Annotated in this window: 11 protein-coding genes; 6 read left to right on the forward strand and 5 right to left on the reverse strand. The window is 45.7% G+C overall.

Going from position 1 to position 12,261, the window contains the following annotated elements; all coding sequences use genetic code 11:
* Nucleotides 1-227: 227 nt before the first annotated feature.
* From bamA to lpxB, 6 genes are read left to right on the forward strand one after another with little or no spacing between them, the layout of a single operon-like run.
* Nucleotides 228-2,642 carry an outer membrane protein assembly factor BamA gene (gene bamA, locus H3S83_RS06165; RefSeq protein ID WP_198238492.1) on the forward strand — a complete coding sequence of 805 codons (2,415 nt, stop codon included), beginning with the start codon at nt 228-230 and terminating at the stop codon, nt 2,640-2,642.
* 47 nt (nt 2,643-2,689) lie between these two features.
* Complete coding sequence (gene lpxD / locus H3S83_RS06170; protein ID WP_198224810.1) at nt 2,690-3,733, forward strand: UDP-3-O-(3-hydroxymyristoyl)glucosamine N-acyltransferase; 1,044 nt, start codon at nt 2,690-2,692, stop codon at nt 3,731-3,733.
* Nucleotides 3,734-3,737: 4 nt separating this feature from the next.
* A complete protein-coding gene (gene fabZ / locus H3S83_RS06175; protein ID WP_077971190.1) occupies nt 3,738-4,217 on the forward strand; it encodes a 3-hydroxyacyl-ACP dehydratase FabZ in 480 nt (159 codons plus the stop codon).
* Between the two features lie 9 nt (nt 4,218-4,226).
* On the forward strand, nt 4,227-5,054 hold the full coding sequence (gene lpxA, locus H3S83_RS06180) for an acyl-ACP--UDP-N-acetylglucosamine O-acyltransferase (RefSeq protein WP_198239188.1): 828 nt from the start codon (nt 4,227-4,229) through the stop codon (nt 5,052-5,054).
* A gap of 2 nt (nt 5,055-5,056) precedes the next feature.
* Nucleotides 5,057-5,929 (forward strand): LpxI family protein, encoded by an 873-nt coding sequence (locus H3S83_RS06185; RefSeq protein WP_198239189.1) that lies wholly within the window; start codon nt 5,057-5,059, stop codon nt 5,927-5,929.
* Nucleotides 5,922-7,088 (forward strand): lipid-A-disaccharide synthase, encoded by a 1,167-nt coding sequence (lpxB, locus tag H3S83_RS06190; RefSeq protein WP_198239190.1) that lies wholly within the window; start codon nt 5,922-5,924, stop codon nt 7,086-7,088. The genes H3S83_RS06185 and lpxB overlap by 8 nt, the downstream gene beginning before the upstream one ends.
* A 271-nt stretch (nt 7,089-7,359) precedes the next feature.
* Here the strand turns inward: lpxB and H3S83_RS06195 are convergent, their stop codons facing one another.
* The 5 genes from H3S83_RS06195 to H3S83_RS06215 form a co-directional block, all read right to left on the reverse strand.
* Nucleotides 7,360-8,139, reverse strand: coding sequence for an amino acid ABC transporter ATP-binding protein (locus tag H3S83_RS06195; protein WP_198224802.1), 780 nt, complete (start codon nt 8,137-8,139; stop codon nt 7,360-7,362).
* A 25-nt stretch (nt 8,140-8,164) separates the two neighbouring features.
* Nucleotides 8,165-9,412 (reverse strand): FAD-binding oxidoreductase, encoded by a 1,248-nt coding sequence (locus H3S83_RS06200; protein ID WP_198239191.1) that lies wholly within the window; start codon nt 9,410-9,412, stop codon nt 8,165-8,167.
* Between the two features lie 39 nt (nt 9,413-9,451).
* Nucleotides 9,452-10,159: an ABC transporter permease gene (locus H3S83_RS06205; protein WP_198239673.1), complete on the reverse strand. Its 708-nt coding sequence runs from the start codon at nt 10,157-10,159 to the stop codon at nt 9,452-9,454.
* Nucleotides 10,159-10,878, reverse strand: coding sequence for an ABC transporter permease (locus tag H3S83_RS06210; protein WP_198224798.1), 720 nt, complete (start codon nt 10,876-10,878; stop codon nt 10,159-10,161). The genes H3S83_RS06205 and H3S83_RS06210 overlap by 1 nt, the downstream gene beginning before the upstream one ends.
* A 69-nt stretch (nt 10,879-10,947) precedes the next feature.
* On the reverse strand, nt 10,948-11,700 hold the full coding sequence (locus H3S83_RS06215; RefSeq protein ID WP_198232157.1) for a transporter substrate-binding domain-containing protein: 753 nt from the start codon (nt 11,698-11,700) through the stop codon (nt 10,948-10,950).
* Nucleotides 11,701-12,261: the final 561 nt, after the last annotated feature.

Here is a 12,261-nt window from a genome sequence, read left to right on the forward strand (position 1 = left end):
AAGCTGTGTTAACAGTTTATCAAGTTGGGCGATGTTTGTTATTTAAAAATGATGTAAACTGTTTACCATATTTGTGAAATGCCGTGGCATACATGCCACGGTGAGTAAAGAAGTAGGCAGATTTTAACGGAAGGCCTTGCTTGTATAAAAAAACCCGCTATTAGGGATATATAAGCATTTTTGGGCACGGTGTGTCTGGAAACAAATAAACAAGGGTAAAGAAGCCAATGACGGCGAATTCGAAATTTCTTAGCGCAGCATCTGCACTGGCACTTACGGTAGCAATGGCCGTTCCGGCAACTGTAACTGTCTCGGTTTTGGGGATGGGGGTTGCACAGGCGGCTGTCGTTCACGCCATCGAGGTTCGTGGCAACCAGCGTGTTGACGCACAGACGATTCGTGATAACACGGGTATCAAGGTTGGAAAGAATTTTTCCAATAATGATATTGATGAAGGTTTGAAGCGGCTTTTTGCAATGGGGCTGTTTTCCGACGTCAAGATGAAGCAGGTTGGTGGTACGCTCGTGGTTTCTGTCAAGGAATACGAAGTCGTCAATCAGGTGCTTTTCCAAGGTAATAAAAAGGTCAAGGATCCTGATTTGCAGCGCGTTATTTCGCTTAAGCCGCGCGAAGCTTTCGATCCTGCCAAACTTGCATCCGACGAACAGTCCATTCGTGATGCCTATCGTTATGTAGGTCGTAATGATGCAGAGGTTTCGGCTCAGACTGTCGATCTCGGACAAGGACGTGTGAACGTCGTCTTCAAGATCACTGAAGGCAAAAAGACCAAGATTGACGATATTACCTTTGAAGGAAATAAGGCTTTTGGTAACCGTCGTCTGCGCGATGTTATCGCAACCAAACGCTCCAATATCCTTTCTTGGCTGACCAGAGGCGATGTTTATAGTGATGATCGCTTGCAGGCTGATCAGGAAGCTTTGCGCCGTTTCTATTTCAATCACGGTTATGCAGATTTTCAGATTGTTTCGGCTGATGCGACATTCGATGAAGCCAGCAATTCCTATAAAATCAAATTCGTTGTTGATGAAGGTGCCCGCTATAAATTAGGCGATGTACAGGTCGATAGCACAATTGAAGGTGTTGACACCAAATCAATGGAAAAAGTGCTGAAGACACATGAAGGCGATGTCTATTCAGCCAAGCGCATTGAAGACTCGGTATTGGCAATCAATAACAAGGTTGCTGATTCGGGTTATGCCTTTGCTAAAGTTGAACCTCGTGGTGACCGTGATTTCAATAATCATACGATGTCTATCGTTTACAATATCGATCAGGGGCCAAGAGCCTATGTCGAGCGAATTGAAATTCGCGGTAACGATAAAACACGTGACTATGTTATCCGTCGCGAGCTCGACCTGAATGAAGGCGATGCTTATAACCAGACAATGGTGCAGCGTGCTAAACGGCGCCTTGAAGGACTCGGTTTCTTCCAGACTGTCAATGTTTCAACAGCTCCGGGCTCAGAACCGGATCAGGTTATCCTTGTTGTTGATGTGACCGAAAAATCAACGGGTGAGTTCTCTATCGGTGGCGGTTATACAACAGGTGGCGATTCGCCGGGTGCTTCGGTTGAAGCTTCTATTACAGAGCGTAACTTCTTGGGGCGTGGCCAATATGTTCGTATTGGTGCCGGTGCCGGTGAAGATGACGCACGTAACTATAATTTGTCATTTACCGAACCTTATTTTCTTGGTTATCGGTTGTCGGCCGGTTTTGATGTTTTCCGTCGTACATATCGTATGAATGACGATTATGATGTCAAACAAACAGGCGGTTCGGTTCGTTTTGGTGTGCCGATTACCGAACAGTTAACCGGTAGCATCGCTTATAACTATGTTCAGGAAGAATATGATCTTGACCACGAGGGTCGCTACGCGGATCGTGCAAGAGAGCACGGTACTATTAAAGAATATGAAGAGATGAAAGATTATTCCGGTGCCATTGTTCAAGCGTCGAAGAATAGTCCGTGGATTCGTTCGTCGGTCAGCTATGGTTTGACCTATAATACTATAGATGACATGAAAAACCCGCATGATGGTCTCTTCATTCGCGGTATTCAGGAATATGCCGGTGTCGGTGGTGACGCAAACTTCTTGAAGACGACCGGTAAGGCCATGATGTACAAGACGATTTCGGAAACATACGATCTCGTTGGTTTGCTGTCTGTCGGCGGTGGCTATATCCACGAGATCGGTGACGATGGTGTCCGTATCTTCGATATGTTCAAGAGCAATTCGGACATGATACGTGGTTTCAAATATAACGGTATCGGTCCTCGTCAGCGCTCTACAGACGGAGATAAGTACTTCCTTGGTGGTACGACCTATATGAATGCCACGGCGGAAATCCAATTCCCGATGCCGGTTGTTCCCGATAGCTTGGGTATGCGTGGTGCGTTCTTCGCAGATACGGCAACTCTTTATGGCAATAAGTATGATCCGGTCTATGACTTTGAGCAAGCCGTTACCGGTGATGAAAGTGCATGGCGTGCATCTGCAGGTGTCAGCTTGATGTGGGCTTCGCCATTTGGGCCATTGCGCTTTGACTATGCTTGGCCTGTTGCTAAAGAGAGCGGTGACCGGACACAGAACTTCAACTTTGGTGTCTCAACCAAGTTCTAATTTTCCCTTTCTCCCGATCTTGAAGGGTCGGGAGAGAAAGTGTTCTGATGGCGGATTCATTATTTTTTACGCCGTCCCGACAGTTGACTGTTGGCGAGGCGGCAGCTTTAACAGGTGCCGCTTTACGCAATCCTGAATTAAGTGGTTCAGTAATCAAGCATCTTTCTTCGCTGGATAATGCGGAGCCGGGTTCTCTCGTTTTTGTCGAAAGTAGAAAATTTGCAAAAGCGTTACTCGGGAGTCAGGCTCTTGCTGTTTTTTGTTCCGAAGATGTTGCTTCCAAAGTTCCTGATAATATTGCTACTCTTGTAACGCAATCGCCACATCGTGATTTTGCGATGATTGGACGCATCCTGTTTCCGACAGCTTCAACACCGGCTCCGTGGTTTGGAGAATATGGCGTTTCACCAAAAGCTTTTGTTCATCCGGAGGCAAAAATCGAAGAAGGAGTGACGGTCGAACCGGGTGCTGTTATCGGACGCGGAGCAGAAGTGGGGAGCGGTACACTTGTTTCCTCAACGGCCGTCATCGGTGAAAATTGTCGGGTAGGGCGTGAATGCTATATCGCGCCATCTGTTTCAATTCAGTATAGCTTTATAGGTAATCGGGTTCGTCTTTATCCGGGAGTGAGAATAGGTCAGGACGGGTTCGGTTATGTCGGTGGACCGAGCGGCATTGAAAAAATTCCGCAGCTTGGGCGCGTTATTATTCAGGATGATGTAGAAATCGGTGCCAATACGACAGTTGATCGCGGTGCATTGAAAGATACGATCATCGGCGAAGGCACAAAAATAGATAATTTGGTTCAAATTGCTCATAATGTGCAAATCGGACGTTTTTGTTTGATTGCTGCGCATTGTGGAATTGCAGGTAGTTCTACAATCGGTGATATGACGCAATTGGGAGGAAGTGTCGGTCTGGCCGATCACGTAAAAATTGGCTCACGTGTGCAGATTGCTGCAGCAAGTGGCGTTATGAATGACATACCTGACGGCGAAAAATGGGGTGGTAGCCCCGCTCGCCCGATCAAACAATGGTTCCGTGAAGTCGCGGCGCTAAGAAATATGACAAAGTTCAATAAGGAGAAATGACAAGATGAACGCTGCTGTTGAGAAGAACAGTCTGGAGGCAGTAGACATTCGTAAGCTGTTGTCGATATTGCCTCATCGTTACCCGTTTCTTCTTATTGATCGTATTATTGATATTGACGGTGATCAATCGGCAATCGGCATTAAAAATGTTACGGTAAACGAACCGCACTTCACAGGGCATTTTCCGGAAAACCCGATTATGCCGGGTGTGCTTATCATTGAAGCGATGGCTCAGACTGCCGGCGCAATTTCGTTGCTTGTTCAGGGCGACGAAAAACCCGGCGTTGTTTATCTCATGACCGTCGATAAAGCAAAATTCCGTAAACCTGTTGTGCCGGGAGATCAGTTGAGACTCCATGTCAAGAAATTGAAACAACATGGTGGAATCAGACGCTTTTCTTGCCTTGCGGAAGTTGATGGAAATCGCGTGGCAGAAGCGGAAGTTGCTGCTATGATTGCGGTTGCCGAGAATAAAGAAGAATAGGGTTCTAGAATGTCCGGTGTTGAAATTCATCCAACTGCGATTGTGGAAAAAGGTGCAGAACTTGGTACCAATGTAAAAATCGGGCCTTTTTGTACCGTAAGCGCGGACGCTGTTATTGGCGATGATTCCCGTTTGTTGAGCCATGTTGTCATAATGGGCCCAACCACATTGGGGTCAAACGCTCTTGTCTATCCGAATGCAGTTTTAGGGGGAGATCCTCAGAATAATAAACATAAAGGTGGACGTACCACTTTGGTTATCGGAAAAAATTGCATTATCCGTGAAGGTGTCACCATGCATCGCGGGTCGGATACAAGCCGTGGAACAACAACGGTCGGCGATGATTGCGAATTTTTGGCTTATGCCCATGTGGCTCATGATTGTGCTTTGGGAAATCATGTAACATTTTCCAACAATGTGATGATCGGTGGCCATGTCGTGATCGGTGATTATGTGATTATTGGTGGCGGCGGTGCGGTTCATCAATTCGTTCGTGTCGGCCATCACGCTTTTGTTGGTGGTTTGGCCGCTCTGGTTGGTGATCTCATTCCCTACGGGTCTGCTATCGGCGTCCACGCATGGCTGGGTGGCTTGAATATTATAGGCATGAAAAGATCAGGTTTGCCACATAGTGAAATTCACGCTGTGCGTCATGCTGTGCCGATGCTCTTTGACAGAACCAAACCCATTGCCGAAAGAGCCATTGACGTGCGTAATGCCTATCCAGCTTCAAAAGCGGTAAATGACATTATCGATTTTGTTGAAGCTGATCATAAACGCGCGTTTTGTACGCCAAAACTCGATAATACAAATAGCAGCGACGAAATCGGATATTGAGTATGGGGAAGGGCGACACAAAACGTAGCCTTTCCGGTCGCACCGCTATCATCGCGGGAAATGGTGTTTTGCCTTTGGCTGTTGCCAACGCAATAGAAGAAATGGGAGAAAAGCCGTTTCTTGTTCCACTGAAAGGCGAGGCCGATCCGAGACTTTACGCCTATGAGCACTGTGAAATATCGGTCGTACAGCTAGCTAGGCTGATAAAAGCTTTGAAAAAAGCGAATATCACCAATGTTATATTGGCAGGTGGTGTCAAAAGTCGGCCTAATCTCAAAGATCTGCGCCCCGATTGGACGACACTGTCGGCACTGCCAAAATTGTTTCGTGCTTTGGGGCAGGGAGACGACGCACTTTTGAAAGCCTTTATTAGCGTTGTCGAAAAATACGGTTTTCATGTTGTGGGTGCCCACGAAGTCGTTCCACAATTATTGGCACCCAAAGGATTCAATCTGACGAAGAAACGCGCTGACGAAAAAAATTGGCGGGATATTATGCTTGCAGCGGAGGCAGCTGCAATTTTGGGAAAACTTGATATCGGTCAGGGAGCAGTTGCTGTAAAAGGGCGCGTCGTGGCTGTTGAAGGTGCGGAAGGAACCGATAACATGTTACGCCGTATTACCGAAATGCGTAATGAAAAACGCATTCCTCTAACAGGGGGTGTGCTGGTCAAGCGAGCTAAAGAACAGCAGGATGAAAGAGCCGACTTGCCCACCATTGGGCCTGAAACAATTATCCATGCCAAACAATGTCATTTGGATGGTGTTGCCGTTGAAGCAGAACGGACTTTCATCGTTTCATTAAAAGAGACGGTTGAACAAGCAGATAAATGTTCGCTTTTTATCGAGACCTTCGGAAAGAACGAATATGTCTGATGGTCCTATTAAAATTGCTATCGTTGCCGGCGAAGAATCCGGAGATTTGCTCGGAGCAGATCTGATATCGGCATTGGCACGAAAAACCGGACGCAATATCAAACTTATAGGAGTTGGCGGAGCGCATCTTGAAGCATTGGGTTTAAAAAGTGTTTTTAATGTCGATGACATCGCTCTGATGGGGCTTGGAGCAGTTTTGAAAAAACTGCCGAAGCTCATCCTGCATATACACCGTCTGGCGCGTTATATCGCCGATGAAAAGCCGGATTGTCTGATCATTATCGATAGTCCGGACTTTACCCACCGTGTTGCGAAAAAAGTCCGGAAATTCGCGCCTCAAATCCCTATCATAAAATATATTGCTCCTTCGGTTTGGGCGTGGCGCCCCGAACGAGCCAAGGCAATGTGTTCCTATATCGACCATGTTCTTGTTGTGCTCCCTTTCGAAAAAAAGGTTATGCATGATTTGCAAGGGCCCCCGGCAACTTATGTCGGTCATAGATTGTTGACCTATCCGCCATTGCTGGCAATGGAAAGAATGCGGTTGCGCCATTTGGAAGAGAAAAAGTCGGAGCCGACAGTGGTCGTATTACCGGGCTCGAGACATTTTGAAATTCGTGGTTTGATGCCGATTTTTGGGGCAACCTTGGAAATTTTAAAAAAACGGCAGCCGGCTATCAATTTTGTTTTGCCTACTCTGCCAAGGCTTGCCGATAGTGTGCGCAAACTTATGAGTGAATGGCCGGTAAAAGTGGAAATTGTGGTTGGTGAAGAGGCAAAATGGGCAGCTTTTGCAAAAGCTGATGCGGCACTTGCTGCTTCCGGTACCGTTTCTCTGGAACTAGCCCTTGCTAATATTCCAATGGTTCTTGGCTATAAAGCGGATCTTTTTTCAAAAACCTTCATTTTACCGCGGGTAAAAGTGTGGAGCGCCGCATTGCCTAATATCATCGCCGATCGGCCGGTTGTTCCGGAATATTTCAATGAATTTTTGCGTCCCGGTATGCTTGCCCGTCAGGTCGAACAATTGGTTGTTGCCGGGCCGGTTCGTCAAGCCCAACTTGACGGATTTTCTTTGATCAAAACGACCATGAAGACATCTGCACCGTCGGGTGAAATTGCATCGCAAGCCTTGTTGAAATATCTGAAGCTTCAGTGAAATGCTTGAAGTTTATCAATGCTGGGTGAAATGGAAAACAGCACCCGACCTAATTCAGGTTATTTTTAACATAAATGCGTCTATCGCTTATATTTCTGCCGCAAATTTATAAAGATCTACGCACTTAATCCGAAATCGCTTGAGAGGTTAAAATGCTTTGTGCTGCCCGTTAAAATTTGTCGAAACAGGCAGATGAAACCTATCATTCGGTCATCATAGGGCGTAATTTCGTTTTAAAACGCCATTCATGAACCGGTTTAACACTCGATTATTAGTGTTTTATTTTTGCAAGAAAATCTTTAGCCCTTTGGTTATCAGGATTTGAGAAGAATTTATCGGGCGTTGTGTCCTCAAGAATCTTTCCATTCTCAAGAAAAAGAACACGTTCTGAAACTTCGCGCGCAAATCCCATCTCATGTGTGACGCAAAGCATGGTCATGCCGGTTTCGGCAAGCTTGACAATAACATCCAGAACTTCTCCGACCATTTCCGGATCAAGAGCCGACGTTGGTTCATCAAACAACATAACCTTGGGTTCCATGCAAAGAGCACGAGCAATAGCAACGCGCTGCTGCTGCCCGCCGGATAACTGGGACGGGTATTTTTCGCTATGTGCCTCGATACCGACCTTACTCAAATATTTGATTGCGCGCTCTTTTGCCTTTTCCTTTGTCAGTCCTTGAACGGTCATGGGAGCAAGAATGCAATTTTGCATGACAGTCATATGGGGAAAGAGATTAAAATGCTGGAATACCATGCCAACTTCGCGGAGCACCTTTTTCTGCTCTTGTGGCGCTGCAGTCATGATATCGACGCCATAAATGCGGATGCTGCCTTGTTCGGGCACTTCGAGCTGGTTTATGCAGCGGATAAGAGTTGATTTACCGGAACCGGATGGCCCACATAAAACAATGCGTTCTCCCGCTTTAACGTCAAGGGAGATATTATGAAGGGCCTGAAATTCACCGTACCACTTGTTTAATTCTTGAATGACAATGACATGTTCATCAGATTTGGCTTTATCGTTGTTATTGTGCTGAACTGCCGCCATTGCTGTTGTTCTCCGTTTCTGGTTCTCAAAACCGTGTTAGACTGAAAGCATCAGGAGATGTCAATGGTTGTTCACCCGCCATTATCTCGGCAAGTAATTTTCCACTAACCGCTCCAAGCGTCAATCCATGATGCGCATGACCAAAATTGAGCCAAAGACCTTTATGTGCAGGCGCTTTCCCGATAATCGGACGCATGTCCGAAAGACAAGGGCGTTCACCGAGCCAAGGTTCGGTCTCGACATATTCACCGAGCGGAAAAATGTTTTTTGCAATTTTTTCAGCCCGCTTTAATTGTGTCCAATAAGGCGGGGCTTTCGGACTTGCAAATTCGATTCCTGTTGTGAGCCGGATTCCTTGACGCATTGGCGCCAATACAAAACCGGCGACGGGATCGCATATAGAATGTCGAAGAACAGTCTTCTCGTCAACTTGGCGGAAGTGAATATGATAGCCACGTTTTACGGCAAACGGAATGTGATGATAGCCGAATTTGTTCATAAATTGGACGGACTGGGGGCCAAGAGCAACCACAATGTTGGGTGCCCCGATTGATATGCCGTTATCATTTATTTGCCAGAGCCTGTTATTATATTCGGTTTTCAAAGCATCGAGTTTCACGAAACTCCCACCTTGTTTGATGAAATAACGCGCATAAGCGGCGGTCAACCCGCCGGGATCATTGACAGTTTTCGGGTCAAGCCAATGAATACCGCCGACAAGCTGCGGACTGATAGATGGAACACGCTGAATTAAAGCGTTCCGGTCAAGAACATCATAATTGAGGTGAAAACGATCAAGCGTAAGAAGATGGTTTTTCGCTTTGTCAAAATCTTTATCGGTGCGGAATATCTCGAGCCAGCCCTTCGACTCAATAAACGAAGTAGCACCGGCTAATTCGGCTAAAAAATCATGTTCTTTGACGCTGTTTTCGATAAGCGGCAACAAAGCCAATGTCGATTTTTTTAAGTTTTTCGGTGATGATTGGTGCCAGAACTTGAAGAGCCATGGTGCTATTTGTGGCAGGTAAGTCCAGTCAAACCGCACATCGGTTTGATGATTGAAGGCATAGGCAATGAGACGCGAAAATTCACGGGGAAAATGGTAAGGAATGACGCTTGATCTCTCGATCAGTCCCGCATTGCCGTAACTTGTCCCTTGTCCAGGGTCTTTTTTATCGACAAGGCAGACATGATAGCCTCTCAATTGAAGATGTAAACATGTGCATACGCCGACGATTCCGGCTCCGAGCACGATAACATCAAATTTTTTCATTTGAACGTAATCCCGCAATCCTCTTTTATTCGGCTGACATTAACGCAGATGACGTGTCAGTCTACGTTCTGTCATGCCGATCAAGCGCCGAACAATTTCAACGATAATCAGATAAAGTACAGCCGCCCAGATATAGACCTGAAAATCGAATGTACGTGAATAGGCAAGTTTGGCAACGCCCATCAGATCATAAACTGTTACGAGAGATGCAACAGCACTTGCTTTGATCATAAGGATGAACTCGTTTCCTAAAGGACGCAATGCCATGATCATGGATTGCGGTAATATAACACGGATGAATGTGGTTTTCCGGGAGAGCCCCAATGCTTTGGCCGCTTCATATTGTCCGTTAGGTACCGATTGCATGCTGCCGCGGAAAATTTCGGCCTGATAAGCAGCGGTATTCAACGCAAAAATGAACAGACAACACCACCATGAGCTTTGGAAAAACCACCACAATCCGACGCTTTTCCAAAAAACACTGAAAGAGCCGATGCCGTAATAAAAGAGAAATAATTGTGCAAGGAGCGGCGAACCACGGAAGAAATAGATGTAAATACGCGCCGGTAAACGCAGAAACGAATGTTTCGAGCGCCAAGCAAATGTTATCATGATGCTCAAGAAAAAGCCGACCGTATAGGAAAGCGCCACGAGCTTTACAGTGACAAAAAAACCATCAATAAATTTCGGGCCATAGCGGCTCAAAATATCCGGATTAATGATAAAATGCAGAAAGTCGGGTATCATCATGCGGATACCTTTTCATAACAGGCATTGGCACGCTTTTCCAAATAGCGGATAATGAATGAAGAAACGGCCGAAAAGATAAGATAGATGACACAGGCAGTCAGATAGAAAAACATCGGTTTTTTTGTTGCTGCGACAGCGAGATTTGTCTGACGCATCACATCAACGAGCGCGATCGTTGAAACCAGAGACGTATCTTTGAGTAATGTCAACCAGTTGTTTGAAAGACCGGGCAGGGCATTGCGTGCAAGCTGCGGCAAAACCACACGAAAAAACGTTGTGGCAGGCGAAAGACTCAAAGCTTTGGCAGCTTCATATTGACCGCTATCCAGTACTTTGAAAGCGCCGAGCCAGACTTCGCATGAGAAAGCCGCAAAGACCATCCCCAGAGCCAAAACACCGGCAAAGAAAGCATTCACCGAAAAGTCTGCTTCTATATTAAGATGTGCCATCAATGATTGGACGAGGGTCTGCAATCCGTAATAGACAAGAAACAATGTCAATAATTCAGGCAATCCTCGGAATATTGCGGAAAATATTGTTGCAATAATCCGGAAAAATTTCACATCCGACTGGATCATGAGCGAGCAGATGAGACCAAGGGGGAGCCCCAAAGGTAAACAGCAAAGCGCGAGTGACAAAGTCACTCCCGCTCCGATGAGCATAACCATACCCCAACCGCCACTGCCAAATGACAGCAATGACAAATACTCGATCATCAATGAAAGCTCCGGTTATTCGTTATCAATAGCCGATAGAAAAAATTGCAAAATGATTCAACCGGTTAATTAATAAATATCGGATTGAAAATATTTTTTGGCAATTTTGTCATAGGTACCATCAGCGCGGATATCATCAATTGCCTTATTCAGACGGTTCTTCAAATCATCCGAGTTTTTGCGAATAGCAATGGAAATCGGCTCTCTTGTACCTTCAACTTCGCCAAGAAGTTTGCAGCACTCCTTGCCATCTTTTTCAAGCCAGGTCAAAAGCGGGAATTTATCATGAATAATCGCGTCAAGACGGTGATTGATCAAATCGCTATTGGCTTCTTCGGGCGTTGGATAAAGCTTCAGATTGGTTCCCTCGGGGGCATAGTTATCTTCAGCATAGATTGCCTGTGTTGTACCGGCCTGAGCCCCGAGATTTTTTCCGTTGAGAGATTGTGGGCTGAGATCCTTGATGTCCGAATCCTTCGGGACAGCAACAGCAAGTGTTGTTGTATAATAGCGATTTGTGAAATCGACTTTTTGCTTACGTTCTTCGGTCGGAACCATTGAAGCAATAATAGCATCATATTTTTTTGCCAGAAGTCCGGGAATGATTCCTTCCCAATCCTGGGCTGTAACCGTGCATTCAACTTTCATTTTGTCGCAGAGTGCATAGGCAATATCGACATCGAAACCATGAAGGTTATTGTTGGAGTCAACGTAACTGAATGGCGGGTAGGCTCCTTCGGTTGCGATACGCAAGTTTTCAGCATGTGCGGAAAAGCTCATCATAAGGCTTCCCAAAACGAGTCCAGCTGCTAGGATTTTCATGTTGTACTCCTGTTTTAAACAAAATGGTTCTATTCCAATTAGTCTTAGCGCTAAGTTTTAGCGAAGGGCAATTTAAAAACATAAATCCACCGATATATCCCTGAAAAACGCTTCATTGTCTCTCTCCATTGATGCGCAGCCGTCAGTTTGAACGGAAATGAAAATCCTGCCGTTTTTAGAACGAGTTCAATCAAGCATGGCAATGCTTGTCGACCTTACCAGTTTTCACTGTAAAAACTTGAAATCATGTGCGCCCTTTTAATAATGGGGGCATGAAGTTTGCCTCCTTCAGGACAATTATAGCGTGATAAGTGAAATAAATGGTTCTCGGCCTACATAAAACCATTGCCGGACATGGGTGACATCAGGCGCAAATAAAAGGTAAGACCGAGAGCTTGAAAAATGCCGAATCTATTTTTTAACAGGTGTTCGTAAGCCCTTGTAAGTTCGATATTTTTTTGTCGCCTAATAAAGAGTTTTGCTGCCGTTTCTCGTTCCGGTTTTATATTCAATCGGCTTAAAGCACATCGGACAATAAGGACTGAACGCAATTTGAGCAAT

The sequence above is a fragment of the Bartonella sp. W8122 genome (assembly GCF_016102485.1).
Lineage (GTDB): Bacteria > Pseudomonadota > Alphaproteobacteria > Rhizobiales > Rhizobiaceae > Bartonella > Bartonella apihabitans.